This is a genomic window from Serratia sp. H1w, from assembly GCF_000633355.1.
GTDB lineage: Bacteria > Pseudomonadota > Gammaproteobacteria > Enterobacterales > Enterobacteriaceae > Chania.
In genome coordinates this window covers 17,284-39,147 of sequence record NZ_AYMQ01000033.1, presented here as the reverse complement: position 1 = coordinate 39,147, position 21,864 = coordinate 17,284, and the positions used below count along the sequence as shown (strand labels likewise).

The window sequence follows — 21,864 nt, the reverse complement described above, 5'->3', positions numbered from 1 at the left end:
TCATTTATCTTGCGAATTCATGATAGAAAAATATTTTGGTGTTACTTTCCAAAATCAAACGGACTTACCCCTATCTCCCGATTGGCATCAAGATAATCAGCCCACCACTGCAGCATCAGCCTACGCTCACCCAAGTGCTCCGCCTTATGGATGTAAGCCGCACGCACAGAACTACGCTCCTGATGGCTCATCTGCCGCTCCACTGCATCCCTCGACCACAATCCTGATTCAATAAGTGAACTACACGCCATCGTCCTGAAACCATGCCCACACACTTCCGTTTTTGTATCGTAGCCCATCACCCGCAGCGCCTTATTCACCGTATTCTCACTCATCGGCTTACGCGGATCGTGATCGCCCACGAAAATCAGCTCTCGGTTCCCGTTCATACTTTTGATCTTTTCCAGAATAGCTAAGGCCTGACGCGATAAGGGAACAAGATGGGGGGTCCGCATCTTCGAACCACGCTGAGAATGCTTAACTCCTTCCAGTGGTTCACGCTCTCCCGGAATCGTCCACATGGCCGTTTCAAAATCGACTTCTGACCAGCGGGCAAATCGCAGTTCACTTGAACGGATAAAGACTAACAAGGTAAGTTCGACAGCAAGCCGGGTTAACGGCCTGCCAGAGTAGTGATCAATGCGATGAAGTAATTCAGGAATGCGATTGAGTTCTAGCGCAGCACGATGCTGTCTTTTCGCCATAGCAACCGCACCAGCAATCTCTTGCGCAGGGTTGTAATCAATTAATCCGCTCTGCACAGCAAAGCGCATAATCGCGGTAGTTCGCTGTTGCAAACGAGCCGCAACTTCGAGACGCCCGGACGACTCCACCGCTTTGATGGGGAAAAGCAGATCCCGTGTCTTGAGGTCTGCAATGTTCCGCTTACCAATGGCATCAAAAAGATTATCCTCCAGACTTTTCAAAACACGAGCGCTATGCGATGCAGACCACTTCTGATTGCTGACGTGCCAGTCTCTGGCAACCACTTCAAACGTTATCGCCTCTTGCTCCTGCTCTACCTTAACGGCTTTCTTGTTCTCACTGGGATCGACGCTGTTTGCTAACAGCTTACGGGCTTCATCCCGGCGTGCCCTGGCATCCGCCAACGATACTTCGGGGTATTTCCCCAACGCTAGCATCTTCTCTTTGCCGCCGAAGCGATAACGAAGCCGCCAATATTTGGAACCGTTAGGGTGAACCAGCAAAACCATGCCTTCACCGTCAGTTAGTTTATAGGCTTTTTCTTCAGGCTTAGCCGAACGAACCTTCACATCACTCAGAGCCATGATGAGTATCCTTTCAAGGGTTCTGTATGGGTACAAATATTATCGAACCGGGATATACCCGCAGTTGTACCCGCATCAGTAAGTTGATGTAGATTGAATCAGGTTGACTTAGGTTGAGTGAAAAAGCGAGGAAAGCCTTGCGGATACTGGATTTCAGGCACAAAAAAAGACGTCCGTTGACGTCTATTGATGTTCCGATGGTGCCGAAGGCCGGACTCGAACCGGCACGTATCTCTACGGTTGATTTTGAATCAACTGCGTCTACCGATTTCGCCACTTCGGCACTGAAGTAGTATGCGGAAAACGTGGGCATTATACCTTCCCACTTGTCGCACGCAACACTTATCAAGCATTCAACGAGTTGAATGTTGAAAAAAACGTCACTCGTCGATTTTCTCGGCTGCCTCCGCTCGTTTCTTGTCCTGAACCAGCCCTCCTCAGCGCCAAAGCGATCAAAAAAACTGCAAAACAGATCACATTTACTCAATATTGCCTTTTTAAATGCATATGAAAACGTATATGGTGCAAACATAAAATCAAATGAAAGCAAAAGAGAGGAATTAACAATGAATGAAACAAAAAAACGCATGGCACGGCTTATCGATCTCAGCGCGGTGCAGGCCACCAACACCGAAGCGGACGTCCGCCACTGTGCCGAGTTGGCTAGCCGCTATCGCATCATCTCGGTACACGTGCTGCCGTGCTGGACACGTTTCCTCAGTACCCTGCTGCCAGAACAGGGCCGTGCGGACGTGATGATCGGCGGCCCGGTCGGCTTCCCCGCAGGTGCGCATGCCACCGACATCAAGGTGCAAGAGGTACGCCAGTTGATTGTCGATGGCGCTCGCGAAGTGGATATGGTGGTGAATATCGGCAAGGTGCTGTCCGGCGACTACGACTATGTGCGTGAAGATCTGCGCCGTGTGGTGGCAGCGGCTGCGCCAGTGCCGGCCAAGGTCATTCTGGAAACGCACTACCTGAACGAAGAGCAAATCCGCAAGGTATGCGATATCGCGGTGGAAGTGGGAATGGCCTGGGTGAAAACCTCCACCGGTTGGGCACCGACCGGAGCCACACCAGAGAAGGTGGCGATCATTGCCGATCAGTTGCGGGGTCGCATTCAGATCAAAGGGGCAGGCGGTATCCGCGATCTGGATACGGTGCGGGCGCTGTATCGCCTGGGCGTGCGCCGCTTCGGTATGAGCGCCAATGCCACCCAACAGGTGCTGGAGCAGTTGGAGCAAGACCCAGGCCTATTCCCGGAACTGAACGATAACTAAAACAGATACGCGGTGCTTTTAATGCACCAGCGTGACGCTTCTCGGGGTGACTGCCGTCGCCCTAACCGGAGTGATAATAAAATGAAAGACTTACTTCTTACCCTTGATGTCGGCACCGGCAGCACTCGCGCCGGGCTGGTCATGTGCACCGGAGAAATCCTCGGCTTCGCCCAGCGCGAATACGATCAAATCACGCCGCAGGCGGGATGGGCAGAGCAGCCACCGTCGTTATGGTGGCATAGCGCCTGCGAATGTATTCAGGAGCTGCTGGCCCGCTTTGCTGAATATCGTCTTCGCATTGCCGCCGTAGGCGTCTGCGGCCAGATGCATGGCACCGTGCTGCTGGATGCCGATGGCAAACTGGTGGTCGATCGCGCCTTGCTGTGGAACGACAAACGTTCGCAGCCGCAGGTAGAGCGCTTTAAACAGCGACAAGCCCAGGAGCCGTGGTTGGCACTGTTAAACAATCCGCCCACAGCCGCCTGGCCCGCCTTCAAGCTGTGGTGGCTGCAGGAAAATCATCCTGAACTGTGGGCGCGTGTCGCCACGGTACTGATGCCGAAAGACTACATCAACTTCCGGTTATGCGGCGTGCGTGCCACTGATTACAGCGAAGCCTCCTGCTATTACCTGATGGACAGCAGCACGCAGTCATGGTCGGCAGCCGCGCTCAGCCAGTTTCAACTGCGGCGCGATCAACTGCCTGAACTGCACCTCTCCAGCGATGTGATCGGCCAGATCGACCAGGCCGCAGCAGCCGCTACCGGTTTACCGTTGGGGATCCCGGTGGTGGCCGGTGCGGCCGATATGGCCGCCACGCTATTGGGATCTGGGGTGTATCAGCCCGGCACCGCCTCGGACAGTACCGGCACCTCAACCTTATTGACCGTGGTCGCCAGGCAACCGTTGCTCGATCCCTGGATCAATAACCTGCATCTGGCCAACCCAGCCTGGGGCGGTTTTACCATTCTGGATGCCGGCGGCGATGCGATGCGCTGGGCACGGATGGCGCTTAACGATAGCCGTCTCAGCCACCAGCAGATGCTCGATCTGGCAGCGGAAGTGACTCCGGGCGCGGAAGGGCTGCTGTTCCTGCCCTATCTCACCGGCGAACGTTTGGCAGAGCACACCAACTCCCGGGCGCAGTTCTTCGGTTTGCAGCGCAAGCATCGCCAGGAGCATCTCTACCGCGCGGTGTTGGAAGGCGTCGCATTGGCCGCGCTGCGCAATCTGCAACAGCTGCGGCGTTGTACGCCGGAGCCGGACGCCATGATCGCCTCCGGCGGTGGTGCGCGCAGTGCGCTGTGGCTGCAAATCAAAGCCTCGGCCTACAACCTGCCGATCCTGCAAACCCGTAATCAGGAAAACGGGACTACCGGTTGCGCCATCATCGCAGGTGTCGGCATTGGCCTGTTCGACAGTTTTGCCCAGGGCGTCGGCCGTACCGTCAGCGTCGAACGGGAATTTATGCCGGATCCCCGTTTACATGAACACTACCTGCGCTGCTTTGAGCTGTTCGAACAGCTCTATCGTCAGGCCCAACCCCTGTATCAGCAGTTGGATGCCATTAGCGCTTTCTCTACGGACCAAGGAAAATCACTATGAGCGACTCCCTGATCGGTAAAACCCATACGGCGGAACAGGCTGCGGCCCCCGCTATTGACCGCAGTGCCTACCTCCCCGCCACGCCCTGGCTACAGCTGATGCTGGTCTGTTGCCTGTTTGCCCTGTGGGGCATGGCCGGTAACCTTAACGATATCCTGATCGCCCAGTTCAAAAAGGGGTTCGACCTCACCGATACCCAAACCGCGTTGGTGCAGTCGATCTTCTTCCTCGGCTATTTTCTGGTGGCGCTGCCCGCTGCGGCAGTGATCAAGCGCTACTCCTACAAGGTGGCGATCGTGATCGGCCTGTGTCTGTATGCACTCGGCTGTTTTCTGTTTATCCCCGCTGCGCAAATCATGACCTACGGCGCTTTCCTGGCCTGTCTGGGGGTGATCGCCGCCGGGCTGTCGTTCCTGGAAACCTCCGCCAACACCTATTCCAGCCTGCTCGGCCCGCTGGAAACCTCGACCCAGCGTATCAACTTCTCGCAGATCTTTAACTCGCTGGGAGTGATCTTCGGGGTGCTGATCGGCCAGCAACTGGTATTCGGCAAAAACGATCCCACCCACGAGCAACTCTTGCAGATGCCCGCCGAACTGGCCGAGGCAGCTCGCACCCAGATGGTGTCGCAGGTGGTCACGCCGTATCTGATCATCGGGTCGGTGTTGGTGGTGCTGGCGCTGATCTTTGTGGCGGTTAAATTCCCCGCTTGTAAGACGCAAAACTCACAAAGCTCCGGCGGCAAACCGTTGGCACAGTCACTGCGCATCCTGTTCGCTCTGCCGCGCTTTCGTCTTGGGGTGCTTTCGCAGTTCCTGTATGTCGGCGCGCAGGTGGGGCTATGGAGCTTCACCATTCGCTTCGTGCAGATGATTGAGCATGGCACCACCGAGCACTCGGCCACCTATTGGTTGATCGCCACGCTGGTTTGTTACTGTGCCGGGAAAGTGGTCACCACCGCGCTGATGAAGAAATTCAACCCGGCGCTGCTGCTGGGCGTGTTCTGCTCTATCTGCGTGCTGTTGCTGCTGTTGGCCGTTAATATTCACAGCCTGTTCGCCGTAGTGGCCATCATGGGCACCAACTTCTGTATGGCGCTGTGCTGGCCAACCAACTTCGGCCTCACCATCAAGGGGCTGGGGGAGGAAACGCAGGTAGCGGGCTCAATCGTGGTGATGTCGATCATCGGTGGCGCGGTGGTGCCGTTGATTATGGGGATGATCTCCGATGCCAACGGCGGCAACATGCAAATCGCCTTTGCGGTACCGCTGCTCTGCTTTGCTTACGTGGCGTTTTACGGGTTCTACTGCGTGAAAAAGGGGATCTGACATGACAAACCCAATCAGTGGTCTGGCGCATATCGGTCTGCGCAGTGCGGATATCGAACGGGCTACCCGCTTCTATCATTCGCTCGGTTTTACCACCAGCCAGTCGCTCACGCTGGAAGATCCGCAAGGCAGCATCGAGGTAAGCTTTCTGACATTGTGCGAACTAACGTTGGAACTGTATCAGCTCCCCTGGCAGGGGCAAACGCGCGACGCGGCCAGCTTGGGGATCGACCATGTTGCGCTACGGGTTGACGATCTGGCTGCGGCACAACGTTGGGTAACCGAGTTGGGTTATCCGCTGACGGAAGGCCCTACGCTGCAACCCAGTGGCCGCAACGGTGTGCGCTATTTTATGATCGCCGGGCCAGACGGTGAGCGGGTAGAGTTTAATCAGCCGCTGTAATTTGCATGTTATTGGTTCCCCAAGTATGGAGGGGAACCACATGAGTCGACTTTGCCACGCCGAAATACCGCTTTTGCCAGCAACGCATGTGCGGGGTATATTAGCCGCACATCGTTGAGCAGGCCGGGAGTGGGTATGTACGCAGAGGAACGCCAGGAAAAGCTTCTCACTATTTTGAAAGAGAAGCGCAAGCTGTCCGTCGGCGAAATGAGCGAACGTTTCAACGTTTCGGGTGCCACAATCCGCACCGATCTGCGTATTCTGGAAGACGCTGGTATGCTCACTCGCACCCACGGTGGCGCGATCCTGCGCACCCGCGCCAGCTTTGAAATCAGCTCCGATCAGCGTGAAGAGGTGAACCTGGCTTCCAAAGAGCAGATTGGCCAGTTGGCGGCCAGCCTGGTGGAAGACGGCGACATCATCGTGCTCGATACCGGCACCACCACCTTGCAGATTGCCCGCCATATCCGCCAGCGCCGTAATATTACGGTGATCACCAACGACTTTATGATCGCCAAAAGCCTGGAGGATGTGGATTCGATCCAGATCGTGCTGCTCGGCGGCATCGTCAAAAAAGGTTATCACTGCGCGGTGGCGATCAATGGCCGTTCCCTGTTGGATACGCTGAATATTGATAAGGCCTTTATGGGAGTGAACGCCCTGTCGCTCAAGCAAGGGGCCTGTGTGGCGGATATCATGCTGGCGGAAACCAAGCGCAGCATGGTGGAGCACGCCAACCAGGTGATCGTGGTCTGCGATCATACCAAGTTGAGTAACACCTCTCTGGCACAGTTCGCCACCCCGGCGCAGATCGACACCATCGTGCTCGATCGCCTGCCAGAAGACGCAGCGGATTACCAGGATGCCGGCATCGCCCTGCTGAGTGTGCAAGACCAGCCATAACCCTTCCCCACCGGGCTGCGCCAGCGGCCCTGCTCGTTTTTGTTAGATATCACACTTTTCATCACAAGCTTCTGTTAGCCCCTCCCTGACAGTAACAACCATCAACTATATGAATATCAAAGATATTACCCTTCTCTTCTCACCAACGCTTTTGTGATACTCATCGTTTATTTGTTAAATCAAATGATGAAATATGAATGACATAACAAAAAATAACAGCCCCCCAGCGGCACCATCGCTACCGACCCGGAGACGAGAATGATCCCATCGGAACGCCGCGATTTTATCTATCGCTATGTACATGAGTATCAGTTGGTCACCATCGTGGCCCTGGCCGAGTTGATGAGCGTTTCACATATGACGGTCAGGCGAGACATCCATCAACTGGAAGAGGAAGGCAAGGTGATCAGCGTCAGCGGCGGCGTACGCTTGAGTGACGCACTACGCCAGGAGCTGGCCTACAAGGAAAAGGCCCAACTGCATCACCGGCAAAAACGGGCCATCGGTAAGTATGCCGCCGGGCTGGTTGAGGATGGCCAGGTGGTCTATCTGGATGCCGGCACCACCAGCTTCGAGATCGCCCGCCAACTGGCGGAACGCTTCAACCTGACCGTAGTCACCAACGACTTTTCCATTATCCAGCATCTGATGAACCGCCCGCAGCTCAACCTGTTTCATACCGGCGGGCGGGTCGATCAACGTAACTACTCCTGCGTTGGCAGCTGCGCCGCCATGCTGTTGCGCACGCTGAATATCGACGTGGCCTTTATCAGCACCAGTTCCTGGGATCTGGAGCATGGCGTCTCCACTCCGCACGAAGAAAAAGTCCTGGTGAAACAGGCGCTGCTGGACGTGGCCCGGCGCAAGGTGCTGGTCTCCGACAGCAGTAAATACGGCAAGTACGGCATGTTTCGCGTCTGCCCGCTAACGGCACTCGACGACATTATCTGCGATGCCGCCCTACCACCAGAAACGCTGCAACAACTCCAGGAACGTGGAGTGCGGCTACACAACATCAACCTCTGATAACCACAATCCCTACAGGAAAAGGAACATAACCATGAAAATCATCATCACCGGTGGAGCCGGTTTTTTGGGTCAACGCTTGGCTGCCGCATTACTGCAAGACAATACGACATTACCTTTTGACGAGTTGGTGCTGGCAGATATCCAGCAGCCTAATGCTCCGATTGCCGATCCTCGAGTCCGCTGCCTGGCGCTCGATCTTACCCAACCCAGCGCTGCCGAGCAGTTGATCGACAGCGATTGCGGCGTGTTGTTTCATCTGGCCGCCATCGTCAGCAGTCATGCGGAAAGCGACTTCGATCTCGGGATGCAGGTGAACTTTGATGCAACGCGCCAACTGTTGGAGGCCGCTCGCCGTAATGCTCCTGCAATGAAGTTTATCTTCACCAGCTCGCTGGCGGTGTTTGGCGGCCAGCTTCCGGCGACCGTCACCGATGATTGCGCCGTCAAGCCACAGTCCTCCTATGGCGCACAGAAGGCTTTGTGTGAGCTGTTGATCAACGATTACGCCCGTAAAGGATTTGTCGATGCTCGGGTGTTGCGTCTGCCTACCATCAGCGTACGCCCCGGCAAACCCAATAAGGCGGCGTCTTCCTTTGCCAGCGGTATCATCCGTGAACCGCTGCACGGCGAGCCTTCGGTCTGCCCGGTTTCCCCGGAGCTGGCACTGTGGTTGTCCAGCCCAGGCACCGTGGTTAGCAACTTTATCCACGCCGCCACGTTGCCCGCCGCGCAGTTCGGCACCTCACGCATCGTCAACCTGCCTGGCATCAGCGTCACGGTGCAACAGATGCTGGCCGCGCTGGGCGAAGTGGCCGGTGAGCAGGCTTGTGCCAGGGTGAGCTTTGTGCCGGATGAGGCGATCAACCGCATTGTCGCCAGTTGGCCAGGTAACTTCGACGTACAGCGTGCATTGGCGTTGGGATTCCGCGTCGATGAGAACTTCCAGCAGGTGATCCGCGCCTTTATGCACGATGAGATGCCACAGGTAGGGAGCTGATCATGGCGCTTTATACTCCCATCATTGGCTTGGCGGTGGCCGTGTTCGTACTGGTGTTTCTGGTATTACGCACCCGGGTGCACGCGCTGATCGCCATGCTGGCAGCGGCCTCTATCGCCGGGATCAGCGGCGGGCTGAGCGCCATGCAAACGGTAGATACCATCTCCAAAGGCTTTGGCAGCACGCTCGGCAGCATCGGGATTGTGATTGGTCTGGGGGTGATGATGGGTCGCGTGCTGGAAGTCTCCGGCGCGGCGGAGCAGATCGCCTTCAGCTTTATCAAATGGCTGGGAAAAAAGCGCGAAGAGTGGGCATTGGCAATCACCGGTTATATCGTCAGTATTCCGATCTTCGTCGATTCCGCCTTCGTGATCCTTTATCCGTTGGTCAAGGCGCTGGCTAAAAAGGGCCAACGCAACCTGCTGACGCTCGGCGTCGCCTTGGCTGGCGGCCTGATTATTACTCACCACGCCGTGCCACCCACTCCTGGCCCACTTGGCGTCGCAGGGATCTTCGGCGTGGATATCGGCGCCATGATGCTGGCGGGGCTGGTGTTGGCCATTCCTTGCGTGATCGGCATCGTGATCTATGCGCGCTGGCTGGGCACCTATTACCCGGACTTTATGCCGGATAACCAGGAGGAGGAGCCGGAAGATCTGCGAGCCGCCCACCAGCGCTATCTGACCGAGAAAGAGGCCAAGACGCTGCCGAGCCTGACGCTATCGCTGCTGCCGATCGTCGCGCCCATCGTGCTGATCTTTATCAACGCGGTGAACAACATGCTGGCCAAGTCCGAAGGGATGGCCTGGCTGGGGGACAGCCTGTGGGGGCAAGCCTTTGCCTTCCTTGGAGCACCGGTGATTGCGTTGGCTATCAGCGTGCTGCTGGCGGTTTACACCCTGATGCCGAAAGTTGATAAGCACGAAACGCTGGAACGGCTGGAGGAAGGGTTACAGACCGCCGGGATTATCTTGCTGGTGACCGGTGCCGGTGGTGCGCTGGGAGCGGTATTGCGCGAAAGTGGCACCGGCACTCTGCTGGCAGAGCACGTCGCCAACCTACCGCTGTCGCCGGTATTGATCCCCTTCTTTATTGCTACGCTGGTGCGTTTGATCCAGGGCTCAGGCACGGTCGCCATGATCACCGCAGCATCCATTTCAGCCCCCATCGTTAGCCAGTTGCCCGGTGTCAATATGCTCGCCGCCGCGCAGGCCGCTACCATGGGCGCGCTGTTCTTCAGCTACTTTAACGACAGCATGTTCTGGGTGGTGAACCGAATGATGGGCATCAAGGACGTCAAACAACAGATGATGGTCTGGTCAGTGCCTACCACCATAGCCTGGGCGATTAGCCTGGTTGGTATTCTGATACTGGATTGGATCTTGTAGCCCCTCACCCCAACCCTCTCCCAAAAGGAGAGGGAGTTGTCCGAGCTGCTTTATACCCTCGACGTCCCGATGTTAGCCCTAACGCACCGTTCGAACGCCTAATTAAGCTAGTAAAAACTTTCCCAATACCTTGATAACTAAAATAGTTTGACCTGGTTAGCAATATTGGGGATTGGTCCGACCTTTACGGGAAACGGATTGACCTCGATCAAAAATAACATACCGACTGGTCGGTATGATCGCCGCATGAACACCTACGTACATCGCAAAAAAGATCCGGAACGGCTGCAAGAACAGCTGCTTGAAGCCGCCAGTATCATTGCCGCCCAAAATGGGATTGCCGCCTTGTCCCTCAACGCCGTCGCCAAGCAGGCTGGGGTCAGCAAAGGCGGGCTACTGCACCACTTTCCCGGCAGACAAGAGCTGATCCACGCGCTGTTTATTCGCCTGTTGGCCGTGATGGATCGCGGCATTATTGCGTTGATGGCCGCAGACGATAATCCACGCGGGCGCTTCTCCCGGGCCTACCTGATGTATCTGGCTGGCATTAGCGAAACCGACACCAGCCGTCAATTGGCCCTGCTGTCGCTGGCCATGCCGGATGAACCCGTGTTGCGTAAATGCTGGCGCGATTGGGTGCTGCAACATCTGGCCAGTGCCGATGAACTTGATCGCAGCTACGTGGGTAATCTGGTGCGCTATGGTGCGGACGGCCTATGGCTGTCAGAACTCACGGAAGGAGTCACTATGACGTCGGAAGAACGGCAGGCATTGGTGGCAAGATTGGCGGCAATGACCTTCGAGGAGTTTTAACCTCCCCGGCTCGCGGTCAGCCAACCACCCAGGGGCGATAATGAAATATAAAATTAATGCCTTTCTTGTTTATGATGCCACCGAAGGCTCGCTGAAGCTGGACGATGGCGGCAAGTCAGATAGTCAACTCACCATCACTGCCAACGCCCTGCTGTTTTTCATGATCCAGCATCCTGGCGTGATCAGCCGTGATACGGTGATGCAGCGCGTGTGGGACGACAACGGGCTGATGTCCTCCAACAGCAATCTGAATCAGTACCTGAGCATCCTGCGCAAAGCCTTTCGCCGTTACGGCATTGAGAACGTGATCGTCACCGTGGCGCGTGGCAGGCTGGAAATCAACCCGGAGTTGACGATCGAGGTGATCGATGACTCCTTGTTGCACCCGGTGATACACGCCAGTGAAAACGAACCCTCGGCAGAGATTGCTCCAGAACCCGCGCCGCTGGCAGCGGCCAAAACCAGCAACGATCGCTACTGGGGTTATGCCGGGGCGACGATCTCACTGTTGGCCATTGCGCTCATCGGCTGGTCCTGGAGTAACAATGGCAACCTGGCTCCTCTCACCTTCACTTCTGTCGCGCAAGAACCCATTGAGGTGTTGTCCACCGACACCATGATAAATCCAAGAATGCGCGAGAATTACCTGAAAAACTTTATTGCCGTCAAAGATCATAAAAAAATAAAGTATGATAAGGACGAGCGTTTTTTGTTCTTTTATGGTGATAAGCTGCAATCCAACGGATTAGGCCGAACGTTTCTCGCACACTGCGCCAAACATCAAGATAATGCATTCAGCTACTGCGATAACTATTTTTATTATTCATGGAAATAAATTATGAAAACGATAGGCTGGGGGAGAGGGCTTTTTGCCGTCTCTATCATATTGCTACTGGTCTCACTCTTTGTCACCTTCAAACATAATGTTATCTGGCGCGATGATATTTTAAACTGCTCGACGAAAGCCATTATGCATTTTGAAGATACCGTAACCGAATCCGTTAACGTCAACGTGCATTTTAATTTTAGTGCCAAAGGTAAAGGTTCCATCGTAGTTGAAGGATATTCTGATTCAACGGCAGGCTGGCTTTATTTACAACGTTACGTACAGTTCTATTATACCAGTAAACGCGTTTCCCCCGGTGTACGCTATTACCAGATCAACCGCTGGGTCGCCAGCAAGTCCTCTATCGATCAGTCGCCCGATGTGATCTTTGATTACTTTATGCGGGAAATGTCGGACAGCCATGACGGCCTGCAACTGGCAATGGAGAAAATCAATGCCGACACCGTGCTCCTCAGCTCCATCAACTCCCCGCTGTTTGTCTGCACGCTGAAACCGGGCAGCTAATTGGGCGCAGCATAGCGTTCGCCAGTAAAGCCGTTCTCCTTTGACTTAAGCCTACCCCTCATTGGTTTTGTGACCCTCCTCTCATTGGCCCCATTAGACCTGTTCCCACCCTAAATCCATGAAGTTATCTCCAAGGTAAAAATCTGCGCTACTCCACAGTCTGCAAGCCGCCCTGCTACCTAAAAAACCCATTTAATAACCAGAGATTTAACATTGTTTTCCGCCGTTGAGTGAATGCCAAAACCGGGTGATTTCAGCCAGGGGGCGGAACTATTACCAGGCTGATTATCAGAGCAAACAGATAAACAGAAGATAAATTCACACCACCAACCAGAACAAAAAACTAAATAGATATGGATTACTGAATTTATATTTTGAATAACCGCCAGGGGGGTATAGTGCCCTTAGCCGTCGGAAACCTTGATCCTTTCATGGCCGCACGGCACAGCAGATGACAACTCATAAACCGGCTTTGTGGAGGAAACAACAATGGGTGATGCATTAGGCTTAATCGAAACCAAAGGGTTGGTGGCCTGTATTGAAGCGGCGGATGCCATGTGCAAGGCAGCCAATGTAGAACTGATCGGCTATGAAAACGTCGGTTCCGGCCTGGTTACCGCGATGGTGAAAGGTGACGTGGGTGCAGTAAAAGCCGCCGTCGATTCCGGTGTGGAATCCGCGCAGCGTGTGGGTGAAGTGGTGACCTCACTGGTTATCGCCCGTCCACATAACGACATCAATAAAATCGTGATTAAGCACAAGGCGTAAAGACGCTTCAGAGGAGAACGGATCATGGGTGACGCATTAGGATTGATTGAAACCAAAGGGCTGGTGGCCTGCATTGAAGCAGCCGACGCCATGTGCAAAGCGGCTAACGTGGAGCTGATCGGCTATGAAAACGTCGGCTCCGGCCTGGTTACCGCGATGGTGAAAGGCGACGTCGGCGCGGTCAAGGCAGCGGTGGATTCCGGTATTGAATCGGCCAAACGCGTTGGCGAAGTGGTCACCTCACTGGTGATTGCCCGTCCGCATAATGATATCCAGAAAATCATTTCGCAGTACAAAATCACCGAATAACAAGGAATTCACTGATGAAAGATGCACTCGGATTGATCGAAACCAAAGGGTTGGTGCCAGCTATCGAAGCCGCTGATGCCATGTGTAAAGCCGCCAACATTGAACTGATTGGCTATGAGAACGTCGGCTCCGGTCTGGTCACCGTGATGGTGAAAGGCGACGTGGGTGCCGTTAACGCGGCGGTGGAATCCGGTATCGAAGCGGCCAGCCGGATTGGCGAAGTGATTTCATCACGGGTTATTGCGCGCCCTCATAATGATATTGAGAAAATTGCCTCACAGCATAAGGCGTAATTCAGCCTGATTACCGGCGGTGGCAAATAAGTACTCTACCCGATTGCAACAAGTAAAAAATTAAACTCCTATTCAGGGGATAGACTAATGACCACATTAGATCCGGATTTACAATCCATTCAGCAGGCTCGCACGCTGATTAAAAATGCCAAACAGGCGCAATTGCTGTTTGCCAAATATTCACAGGAAAAAATCGACGGCATTATTAAACATATTGCCAGCGAGGCGGCACGGCATGCCGAAGAATTGGCCAAGATGGCGCATGAAGAAACCGGCTTTGGCAATTGGCAAGACAAGGTGTTAAAAAACATTTTCGCTTCAGAAAAAGTTTTTGAGCATATTAAGGATTTAAAGACCGTCGGTATTATTCGTGACGACCAACAGAATAAAGTGATGGACGTGGGCGTCCCGTTGGGAGTTATTACCGCACTGGTGCCGTCTACCAACCCGACCTCGACCATTTTCTATAAAACGCTGATCGCGCTGAAGGCCGGGAACGCCATTATCTTCTCCCCGCACCCTAATGCGCGCCAGTGCAGCCAGCGGGCGATTGAGATCGTCAAGCAGGCGGCCCTCCAGGCAGGTGCCCCGGCAGGTATCGTTGACGGCCTGACCCAGCTGACGCTGGAAGCCACCAAAGCCCTGATGCACAGCAAAGACGTCGCGCTGATCCTGGCCACCGGCGGCGAGGGCATGGTACGTGCAGCCTACAGCTCCGGCACGCCAACCATCAGCGGTGGCCCAGGCAACGGCCCGGCGTTTATCGAACGCAGCGCCAATATCAAGCAGGCGGTGAAAGACATCATCACCAGCAAGACCTTCGATAACGGGGTGATCTGCGCCTCCGAGCAGTCGATCATCGTGGAAAAGTGCATCTATCAGGATGTCCACCACGAGTTGCTGACTCAGGGCTGCTACTTCATGAACGACGAAGAGTCGGCTCGCCTGGCCAATATCCTGCTGCGTCCGAACGGCATGATCAATCCTGAAGTGGTGGGCAAGACCGCCATCTACCTCAGCGAACGCGCCGGGTTCTGCGTACCTGCGACCACCAGAGTGCTGATTTCTCTGCAAAACAGCGTCTCGCGTAAAAATCCGTATGCCCGTGAAAAACTCTGCCCGGTGCTGGGTCTGTACATCGAAGAAGACTGGATGAGCGCCTGCGACCGCGTAGTGGAACTGCTCACCAACGAAGGGCTTGGGCATACGCTGGTTATTCATACTCAGAATCAGCAGGTGATCCGCGAGTTTGCACTGCAAAAACCGGTACACCGTATCCTGATCAATACGCCCGCCGCGCTGGGAGGCATTGGCGCAACCACGAATCTTATACCTGCGCTAACGCTCGGTTGCGGTGCCGTTGGCGGTGGTTCCAGCTCCGATAACGTCGGGCCGATGAACCTGCTGAACGTACGCAAAGTCGGCTATGGCGTACGTAGCATCGAAGATCTGCGCCAGCCACAACCGGCAGCTCAGCCGTGCAGCGCTCCAACCAGCCACGGCACCAGCATCTTCGACGATAACCGCTTTGCTGCCCCAACGGCGGCGGTAGCCCCACAGGCCGCACCGGCACCGCTATATGCCCAAGGCGACGATCGTTTCGGGGCGGTCACCCGTGCAGTGGTTAACGCCGCGGCCAATGACATCACCGAAGAGAACGTCGAACGGATCATTACTGAAGTGCTTGGACGCCTGTCCCGGTAACACATCAACCAAGGGTGAAAACATGATCCTCGCAAAGGTAACCGGCCATGTGGTGGCCACACAGAAGAGTGACGAACTGCGCGGCAGCAACCTGCTGCTGGTCACGGCGCTGGGTGACGACCTGGAAGCCATCAAAGATCGCACCTACGTGGCCGTCGACAGCGTCGGTGCCGGTGAAAACGATCTGGTGCTGGTAGAAGAGTATTTCGCACTGAGTAAAGACCGCTACAAGGCCATGTCGATCGTTGCCATTGTCGAGAAGGTTCACCGGGAGCGTTAAGAGTAAGAGGAAGTCGCATGAATGAGTTTCTGATTAAGCCAAAAATCCACTTCGGTGAGGATGCGCTGCTCGCACTGAACGGCCTGCCAGGACGCTCGGCGTTTTTGGTCACCGATCGGGCGATGGTGAAGTTTGGCTTGGCCGAGCGGGTCACCAACCTGCTGCAACAACAGCAGATCCGCTGCCGTCAGTATGACGACGTGGCCTCCGACCCGGATATCTCCGCCATCGTCAGCGGCATGAAGCTGATGGATGACGACTATCCGGATCTGGTGATTGCCCTGGGTGGCGGCTCGGTGATCGATGCTGCCAAGGCGGTGATGTATGCCCTGTGGCATTGCCGCAAAGACAGCGGCCGCAGCAAGCCCTGTTTCGTCGCCATCCCCACCACCAGCGGCACCGGTTCCGAAGTCACCAGCTTCTCGGTGATCAAGTCCCGCAGCAAAAAGTTGGTGTTGGTGGACGAATTCATGCTGCCCGACATCGCCATCCTCGACCCTCAGTTGGTGAAGTCGGTACCGGCCAGCATTACCGCCGATACCGGGATGGACGTGCTGTGCCACGCGCTGGAGGCTTATGTCTCCCGCAAGGCCAGTGACTTCAGCGATGCGATGGCCGAAAAAGTGGTGCAGATGGTGTTCGGCCACCTGCTGACCTGCTACCAGCAGGGGGGCGATCTGCCGGCACGTGAAAAAATGCACAACGCCTCATGTATGGCCGGGATGGCATTCACCAACGCCTCGCTGGGTATTACCCACAGCCTGGCACACGCCCTCGGCGGCATGTTTGGCATCCCGCATGGCCGAGCCAATGCGCTGCTGATGACATCAGTGGTCGCGTTCAACGCCGACGTTGACGGCAACTGCGACACCCCGGCCGCGCACAAGTATGCCGCTCTGGCACGCCTGCTGGGGCTGCCAAGCACCTCGGTACGTGATGGCGTTAACAGCCTGCTGGTGGCCATCGAAACGTTAAAACAGGAAATGCAGCTCCCCGCCAATCTGCAAGCCGCAGGAGTGGAGGAACATCGCTTCCAGGTTTGCCTTGGTGAACTGGCCGAGCAGGCGCTACACGACAGCTGCACGCCAACCAACCCGCGCGAGGTTAACGCGGCCGATTTGGAGAAACTGTTCCGCCTCGCCTACAACGGCGGCCCGGTACAGCTCCAATAACGCATTCATCATCTAGTTAACGGTTTTTGCCGGATTTAGCGAAAACCGAAGGACATCAGGAGAGATTTGAACATGGCCCATTATTCACTGACGCCACGCGTAAAACTGCTGGCAGAAAGACTCTTATCCCAAAACAGCACCATCAGCACCGAACGTGCCGCCATTCTGGAGACGCTGGGTGGCGATGTGGGCGGCATGCCGCAGTTGGTCAAGAATGCCAAGCTGTTCAATGAGCTAGTCAAGCAACTGCCCGGTTATATCGGCCCCGATGAGCTGATCATCGGTAGCCAATCCTCCACCCCGCGCGCCGCCGTGTTCCACAGCGAAAGCGAGCTGCGCAGTCCTTCGGCCTTCACCGCCTTAGGCCAGACTTCGCCGGACTATCTGGCGGTGATCACCAAAGGGCTGTTCGCCATTGAAGCCGAAATGGAAGACCGCGCCAGAAGCATCGGCAGCGCTGTCAGCCGCTCCGGGCTGGACGAGGTTAACCAGTGCCGCGCCATGATCTACGCCTGCAATGCGGCGATGCATCTGGCCCAGAAACTGGCTAGCAAAGCAGAGAACATGGCGGCGGTAGAAAACCATCCGTACCGCAAGGCGGAGCTGCAAGAAGCGGCCGCGATGCTGAAAAAAGTGCCAGCCTACGGCGCCACCAGCTTTAAAGAAGCCTGCCAATCATTCTACTTCTTCCAATTGGCCCTGCATCTGGAAAACGGCAGTTACGCCGTTTACCCAGGCGGCTTCGACAAGCTGCTGTATAGCTTCTATCAGCAAGACATCACCCGTGGCGTGCTGACGCCGGAACAGGCCTACGAAATCGTTGAGTGCCTGTGGCTGAAACTGTGTGAGCTCTCCGAAGTGCGCGCGCCACGTGAACTGGACGGCTACCCGATGTTTGACGCTCTGCTGCACGGCGTACGCCTCGACGACCCGGCTGTGGTGATCAACGATCTGTCTGCCATGCTGCTGGCCGCACGCAGCAATCTGATGACGCTTAACAGCAACCTGCAGGTGAAACTGTTCGCCGGCCTTGCCGGTGTACGTCCAGAGTACAGCGCACCATCGGCACCGTTCGTGGCAGCCTCGCCGCAAGACGTCGCGACACACAAACTGATGGAAGGGCTGACGCCACGCCTGCAACGCCTGCGTGACAACTACCTCGATGCCCGCCCAAGCGTTTCGATCTATCGCGCCATTACCTTTACCGAAATGGCGAAAAACAACCCGGGTCTGCCAACCATCCTGCTGCGTGCCAAGTCTTTCCGTGCCGCCTGCGAAACCGCGCCGATCCTGATCCAGCAAGATGAGCTGATCGTCGGCCATCCGTGCGGAAAACCGCGTGCCGGGGCATTTTCACCGGATATCGCCTGGCGTTGGGTGCGTGACGAGCTGGATACCATGGGCACCCGTCCGCAGGATCCATTTGTCATCTCCGAAGCCGACAAGAAGACGATCCGCGAAGAGATCGTGCCGTTCTGGGAAGGCCGTTCACTCGATGAGATCTGCGAAGCGCAATACCGCGAAGCGGGCGTTTGGGCCTTCAGTGGTGAAACCTTTGTCAGCGACCTCTCCTACCACCAGATCAACGGCGGTGGTGACACCTGCCCAGGCTACGATATCCTGCTGTTCACCAAGGGGATGAACGGTATCAAGGCCGATGCCCAACAGCACCTCGCTGCTCTGAGCATGGAAAACCCGGCGGATATCGACAAGATCTACTTCTACAAGGCAGCAATCGAAACCTGTGACGGCGTGGTGGCCTATGCCAAACGCATCGCCGACAAGGCCCGTGAGCTGGCCGCAGTTGAGCAGGATCCGGCGCGCCGTGCCGAACTGCTGACCATTGCCGAAACCAACGAAAACGTGCCGTCCAACCCGCCGAAAACGCTGCAAGAAGCGTTGCAAAGTATCTGGACGGTGGAATCGCTGTTTGAAGTGGAAGAGAACCAGACCGGGCTGTCGCTGGGCCGTCTGGATCAGTATTGCTACCCGATGTACCAGGCCGATATCGCCTCTGGCCGTGTGACGCAGGAACAGGCGTTGGAACTGTTGCAGGCCTTCATCATCAAGTGTGCCGAACTGATGTGGATGTCCAGCGAGCTGGGTGCCAAATACTTCGCCGGTTATCAGCCATTTATCAACCTGACCATCGGCGGGCAGAAGCGCAGCGGCGGCGACGCCTGTAACGACCTGACCTACCTGATTATGGACGCCGTACGCTTTGTCAAAGTGTACCAGCCGTCGCTGGCCTGCCGTATCCACAACCAGTCTCCACAGAAGTATATGGAGAAGATCGTCGACGTGGTGAAAGCGGGTATGGGCTTCCCGGCCTGCCACTTTGATGATTCACACATCAAGATGATGCTGCGCAAGGGCTTCGACTTTGAAGACGCACGCGATTACTGCCTGATGGGCTGCGTGGAGCCGCAAAAATCCGGCCGTATCTATCAGTGGACCTCCACCGGTTATACCCAGTGGCCAATCGCCATCGAGTTCGTGCTCAACCGTGGCCGCATGGTGCTATTCGATAGCTACCAGGGGCTGGATACCGGTGAGTTGAACACCCTGAAAACCTACGAAGACTTCGACAACGCGGTAAAGGCGCAGATCGCACACATCGTCAAACTGTCGGCGATCGGCACCGTGATCAGCCAGCGTGTGCACCGCGACGTGGCACCTAAGCCATTGATGTCGCTGCTGGTGGAAGGCTGTATGGAACAAGGCAAGGACGTGGCCGCCGGTGGCGCAGTAGTCAACCACGGCCCAGGGCTGATCTTCTCCGGTCTGGCAACCTATGTCGACTCCATGGCCGCGATCCGCAAGCTGGTTTATCAGGATGGCAAATACACCCTGGAGCAGATCCGTGACGCACTGCTGGCCAACTTTGAAGGCTTTGAACAACTGCGCCGCGACTGCCTGAACGCACCGAAGTACGGCAACGATGATGACACGGTAGATCAGTACGCGCTGGACATCACCGAGTGGACCGAGCGTGAGTGCCGCAAGTACAAGATGCTCTACTCCACCTTGAGCCACGGCACCCTGTCGATCTCCAACAACACACCGATCGGTGAACTGACTGCCGCCACGCCAAACGGCCGTCTGGCCTGGATGCCGCTTTCCGACGGCATCAGCCCGACGCAGGGCGCGGATAAACAGGGTCCAACCGCCATCATCAAGTCCGTCAGCAAGATGAACGTGGAAACCATGAACATCGGCATGGTGCACAACTTCAAGTTCCTCAAAGGGCTGCTGGATACCCCAGAAGGCAAGAACGGGCTGATCACCCTGCTGCGTACCGCCTCCATTCTGGGTAACGGCCAGATGCAGTTCAGCTACGTGGATAACGAAGTACTGAAACAGGCACAGTTGGAGCCAGAAAAATATCGCGACCTGATCGTCCGCGTCGCCGGTTACAGCGCCTACTTCGTTGAGCTGTGCAAAGAAGTTCAGGACGAAATTATCAGCCGTACCGTTATTGAGAAGTTCTGACTTTAAGCCTTGGGTAAGACAGGGATGTCTTGCCCCATCAGCCTTCGAAGAAAGGGGAAAAATAATATGGATCACACACTGGAGAAAAAGGGTCGGATATTCAATATCCAGAAATACTCGATCTATGACGGAGACGGTATTCGCACCCTGATTTTTTTCAAAGGTTGTAACATCCTCTGCGCCTGGTGCGCCAACCCCGAGGGGCTCACCAGCAATTTTCAGGTGATGTATTCACATGACAAGTGCGTTGACTGTGGCCAATGCGTCGATGTCTGTCCGGTCGGCATTCATAGCCAAATTCAGAACGCACAGGGCGATCTCAAGCACCACCTCGATCGCAACATAGACTGCATCGGCTGCCGCAAATGCGAAGAAGTCTGCATTTCCGGCGCACTGGATATTATGGGCAAGGATGTCACGGTGCAGGAACTGATGGATATCATCCTGCAAGACGTCGATTTCTATCATGCCTCCGGCGGCGGCGTCACCTTGGGCGGTGGCGAACTGAGCCTGCAAACCGACTTTGCGGCCGCACTGCTGACCGAATGCAAAAAACAGATGATCAATACCGCCATCGAAACCAACGGCACCACCACGTTAGCCAATTATGAAAAGCTGGCGACCTGCACCGATATGTTCCTGTTCGATATCAAGCATATCGACAGCGCACGGCATAAAGAATTATTTGGCGTCGGTAACGAGGGCGTCAAAAGAAACCTGGAACGCCTGGTAGAACTTGGCTGCCATATCGTGGTGCGCATGCCTTTGGTGCGCGGCTACAACGATTCTTACGATGCCATTACCGGTGCCATTGAGTATGTCATGGCGCTGGCCCGCAACGGCCATATCAGCCGCATCGACGTGTTGCCCTATCACCAATTGGGTAAAAACAAATACCAGCGTCTCGACATGATCTATCCGATCAAAGACGACCCAAGTTATAGCGATGAAGAATTGGATCAACTGGCGGCTTTTTTCCAGCGCTTCGACTTTGATATCCGCCTGGTAAGGCACTAAGGAGCTTGAAATGAACTTAAGCCTGGGAGTGATTGAGACCTTTGGCCTGACCGCCGCGATCCACGCGGCCGATGCGGCCTGTAAATCCGCTGCGGTAACGGTACTGGGGTACAAGAAGATAGGTTCCGGTCTGGTTTCCGTGTTCTTTGCCGGCGAAATCAGCGCAGTGAAAACGGCGATCGACAGCGGCGTGGCGGTGATCAAACAACCGGCGTTTATCAAAGGCAAGCTGGTGATTGCCCGCCCGGAAAAACAGGTGGTTGCGCTGTTAACCGGCCTGAAAGGCAAGGAGCTGACGCCGCCAGTTGCCGAGGTGCAGCAACAGTCGGTAGCGCCAGTCGTCGAAGTGGCAGACCCGGCACCGATAGTTGAAGCCCCCGTAGCGGACAGCAAACCCGCCCGCACCGAAGGGCGCAACGGCAAGAAAGAACCTAAATAATCGT

21 protein-coding genes and 1 tRNA gene are annotated in these 21,864 nt (G+C 55.6%); 20 read left to right on the top strand and 2 right to left on the bottom strand.

Annotated features, from left to right (window positions below; translation table 11 throughout):
• Positions 1-41: 41 nt before the first annotated feature.
• Both U869_RS0105555 and U869_RS0105550 read right to left on the bottom strand, forming a co-directional pair.
• Positions 42-1,289, bottom strand: coding sequence for an integrase arm-type DNA-binding domain-containing protein (locus U869_RS0105555; RefSeq protein WP_025122573.1), 1,248 nt, complete (start codon positions 1,287-1,289; stop codon positions 42-44).
• A gap of 198 nt (positions 1,290-1,487) precedes the next feature.
• Positions 1,488-1,572: transfer RNA gene (locus U869_RS0105550), tRNA-Leu, on the bottom strand.
• A 283-nt stretch (positions 1,573-1,855) separates the two neighbouring features.
• On the opposite strand from U869_RS0105550, the gene deoC reads away from it, so the two are divergent.
• The 20 genes from deoC to U869_RS0105450 all read left to right on the top strand — a co-directional run bounded on the left by deoC (position 1,856) and on the right by U869_RS0105450 (position 21,860).
• Positions 1,856-2,569, top strand: coding sequence for a deoxyribose-phosphate aldolase (deoC, locus tag U869_RS0105545; protein ID WP_369795083.1), 714 nt, complete (start codon positions 1,856-1,858; stop codon positions 2,567-2,569).
• Positions 2,570-2,650: 81 nt separating this feature from the next.
• Positions 2,651-4,174 carry an FGGY-family carbohydrate kinase gene (locus tag U869_RS0105540; protein ID WP_025122575.1) on the top strand — a complete coding sequence of 508 codons (1,524 nt, stop codon included), beginning with the start codon at positions 2,651-2,653 and terminating at the stop codon, positions 4,172-4,174.
• Positions 4,171-5,502, top strand: coding sequence for an L-fucose:H+ symporter permease (gene fucP / locus U869_RS0105535; RefSeq protein WP_025122576.1), 1,332 nt, complete (start codon positions 4,171-4,173; stop codon positions 5,500-5,502). Before U869_RS0105540 ends, fucP begins: the two co-directional genes overlap by 4 nt.
• Position 5,503: 1 nt before the next feature.
• Complete coding sequence (locus U869_RS0105530) at positions 5,504-5,905, top strand: VOC family protein (RefSeq protein WP_025122577.1); 402 nt, start codon at positions 5,504-5,506, stop codon at positions 5,903-5,905.
• A gap of 135 nt (positions 5,906-6,040) precedes the next feature.
• A complete protein-coding gene (locus tag U869_RS0105525; RefSeq protein ID WP_025122578.1) occupies positions 6,041-6,808 on the top strand; it encodes a DeoR/GlpR family DNA-binding transcription regulator in 768 nt (255 codons plus the stop codon).
• Positions 6,809-7,066: 258 nt separating this feature from the next.
• Positions 7,067-7,834, top strand: coding sequence for a DeoR/GlpR family DNA-binding transcription regulator (locus U869_RS0105520; RefSeq protein WP_025122579.1), 768 nt, complete (start codon positions 7,067-7,069; stop codon positions 7,832-7,834).
• Between the two features lie 34 nt (positions 7,835-7,868).
• Complete coding sequence (gene denD, locus U869_RS0105515; RefSeq protein WP_025122580.1) at positions 7,869-8,834, top strand: D-erythronate dehydrogenase; 966 nt, start codon at positions 7,869-7,871, stop codon at positions 8,832-8,834.
• Positions 8,834-10,222 (top strand): GntP family permease, encoded by a 1,389-nt coding sequence (locus tag U869_RS0105510; protein ID WP_025122581.1) that lies wholly within the window; start codon positions 8,834-8,836, stop codon positions 10,220-10,222. The genes denD and U869_RS0105510 overlap by 1 nt, the downstream gene beginning before the upstream one ends.
• A gap of 246 nt (positions 10,223-10,468) precedes the next feature.
• Complete coding sequence (locus U869_RS0105505) at positions 10,469-11,035, top strand: TetR/AcrR family transcriptional regulator (protein ID WP_025122582.1); 567 nt, start codon at positions 10,469-10,471, stop codon at positions 11,033-11,035.
• Between the two features lie 40 nt (positions 11,036-11,075).
• Complete coding sequence (locus tag U869_RS0105500) at positions 11,076-11,870, top strand: winged helix-turn-helix domain-containing protein (RefSeq protein ID WP_025122583.1); 795 nt, start codon at positions 11,076-11,078, stop codon at positions 11,868-11,870.
• Between the two features lie 3 nt (positions 11,871-11,873).
• A complete protein-coding gene (locus U869_RS0105495; RefSeq protein ID WP_029988074.1) occupies positions 11,874-12,386 on the top strand; it encodes a FidL-like protein in 513 nt (170 codons plus the stop codon).
• A gap of 489 nt (positions 12,387-12,875) precedes the next feature.
• Entirely contained in the window at positions 12,876-13,154 is a 279-nt protein-coding gene (locus U869_RS0105490; protein ID WP_004249182.1) for a BMC domain-containing protein, read from the top strand.
• A 24-nt stretch (positions 13,155-13,178) separates the two neighbouring features.
• A complete protein-coding gene (locus tag U869_RS0105485) occupies positions 13,179-13,463 on the top strand; it encodes a BMC domain-containing protein (protein ID WP_021807825.1) in 285 nt (94 codons plus the stop codon).
• Between the two features lie 14 nt (positions 13,464-13,477).
• A complete protein-coding gene (locus tag U869_RS0105480) occupies positions 13,478-13,756 on the top strand; it encodes a BMC domain-containing protein (RefSeq protein WP_021179127.1) in 279 nt (92 codons plus the stop codon).
• 87 nt (positions 13,757-13,843) lie between these two features.
• Positions 13,844-15,460, top strand: coding sequence for an acetaldehyde dehydrogenase (acetylating) (locus U869_RS0105475; RefSeq protein WP_025122584.1), 1,617 nt, complete (start codon positions 13,844-13,846; stop codon positions 15,458-15,460).
• A gap of 22 nt (positions 15,461-15,482) precedes the next feature.
• Positions 15,483-15,740, top strand: a complete 258-nt coding sequence (locus U869_RS0105470; RefSeq protein WP_021179125.1) for a EutN/CcmL family microcompartment protein — start codon at positions 15,483-15,485, stop codon at positions 15,738-15,740.
• A 17-nt stretch (positions 15,741-15,757) separates the two neighbouring features.
• Entirely contained in the window at positions 15,758-16,912 is a 1,155-nt protein-coding gene (locus tag U869_RS0105465) for a 1-propanol dehydrogenase PduQ (RefSeq protein WP_025122585.1), read from the top strand.
• 72 nt (positions 16,913-16,984) lie between these two features.
• Positions 16,985-20,404, top strand: a complete 3,420-nt coding sequence (gene cutC, locus U869_RS0105460; RefSeq protein WP_025122586.1) for a choline trimethylamine-lyase — start codon at positions 16,985-16,987, stop codon at positions 20,402-20,404.
• A gap of 66 nt (positions 20,405-20,470) precedes the next feature.
• Entirely contained in the window at positions 20,471-21,421 is a 951-nt protein-coding gene (cutD, locus tag U869_RS0105455) for a choline TMA-lyase-activating enzyme (protein ID WP_025122587.1), read from the top strand.
• Positions 21,422-21,431: 10 nt separating this feature from the next.
• Entirely contained in the window at positions 21,432-21,860 is a 429-nt protein-coding gene (locus tag U869_RS0105450; RefSeq protein WP_025122588.1) for a BMC domain-containing protein, read from the top strand.
• The last annotated feature ends 4 nt before the right edge of the window (positions 21,861-21,864 follow it).

Excerpts from the sequence above, each read along its gene's own strand:
- U869_RS0105470 (WP_021179125.1), top strand. The coding sequence starts at position 15,483 with ATGATCCTCGCAAAGGTAACCGGCCATGTGGTGGCCACACAGAAGAGT.
- cutD (WP_025122587.1), top strand. The coding sequence starts at position 20,471 with ATGGATCACACACTGGAGAAAAAGGGTCGGATATTCAATATCCAGAAA.
- U869_RS0105530 (WP_025122577.1), top strand. The coding sequence starts at position 5,504 with ATGACAAACCCAATCAGTGGTCTGGCGCATATCGGTCTGCGCAGTGCG.
- U869_RS0105485 (WP_021807825.1), top strand. The coding sequence starts at position 13,179 with ATGGGTGACGCATTAGGATTGATTGAAACCAAAGGGCTGGTGGCCTGC.
- U869_RS0105495 (WP_029988074.1), top strand. The coding sequence starts at position 11,874 with ATGAAAACGATAGGCTGGGGGAGAGGGCTTTTTGCCGTCTCTATCATA.
- U869_RS0105490 (WP_004249182.1), top strand. The coding sequence starts at position 12,876 with ATGGGTGATGCATTAGGCTTAATCGAAACCAAAGGGTTGGTGGCCTGT.
- denD (WP_025122580.1), top strand. The coding sequence starts at position 7,869 with ATGAAAATCATCATCACCGGTGGAGCCGGTTTTTTGGGTCAACGCTTG.
- U869_RS0105540 (WP_025122575.1), top strand. The coding sequence starts at position 2,651 with ATGAAAGACTTACTTCTTACCCTTGATGTCGGCACCGGCAGCACTCGC.
- U869_RS0105465 (WP_025122585.1), top strand. The coding sequence starts at position 15,758 with ATGAATGAGTTTCTGATTAAGCCAAAAATCCACTTCGGTGAGGATGCG.
- U869_RS0105555 (WP_025122573.1), bottom strand. The coding sequence starts at position 1,289 with ATGGCTCTGAGTGATGTGAAGGTTCGTTCGGCTAAGCCTGAAGAAAAA.
- U869_RS0105475 (WP_025122584.1), top strand. The coding sequence starts at position 13,844 with ATGACCACATTAGATCCGGATTTACAATCCATTCAGCAGGCTCGCACG.
- U869_RS0105505 (WP_025122582.1), top strand. The coding sequence starts at position 10,469 with ATGAACACCTACGTACATCGCAAAAAAGATCCGGAACGGCTGCAAGAA.
- cutC (WP_025122586.1), top strand. The coding sequence starts at position 16,985 with ATGGCCCATTATTCACTGACGCCACGCGTAAAACTGCTGGCAGAAAGA.
- U869_RS0105450 (WP_025122588.1), top strand. The coding sequence starts at position 21,432 with ATGAACTTAAGCCTGGGAGTGATTGAGACCTTTGGCCTGACCGCCGCG.
- deoC (WP_369795083.1), top strand. The coding sequence starts at position 1,856 with ATGAATGAAACAAAAAAACGCATGGCACGGCTTATCGATCTCAGCGCG.
- U869_RS0105525 (WP_025122578.1), top strand. The coding sequence starts at position 6,041 with ATGTACGCAGAGGAACGCCAGGAAAAGCTTCTCACTATTTTGAAAGAG.
- U869_RS0105520 (WP_025122579.1), top strand. The coding sequence starts at position 7,067 with ATGATCCCATCGGAACGCCGCGATTTTATCTATCGCTATGTACATGAG.
- U869_RS0105500 (WP_025122583.1), top strand. The coding sequence starts at position 11,076 with ATGAAATATAAAATTAATGCCTTTCTTGTTTATGATGCCACCGAAGGC.
- fucP (WP_025122576.1), top strand. The coding sequence starts at position 4,171 with ATGAGCGACTCCCTGATCGGTAAAACCCATACGGCGGAACAGGCTGCG.
- U869_RS0105480 (WP_021179127.1), top strand. The coding sequence starts at position 13,478 with ATGAAAGATGCACTCGGATTGATCGAAACCAAAGGGTTGGTGCCAGCT.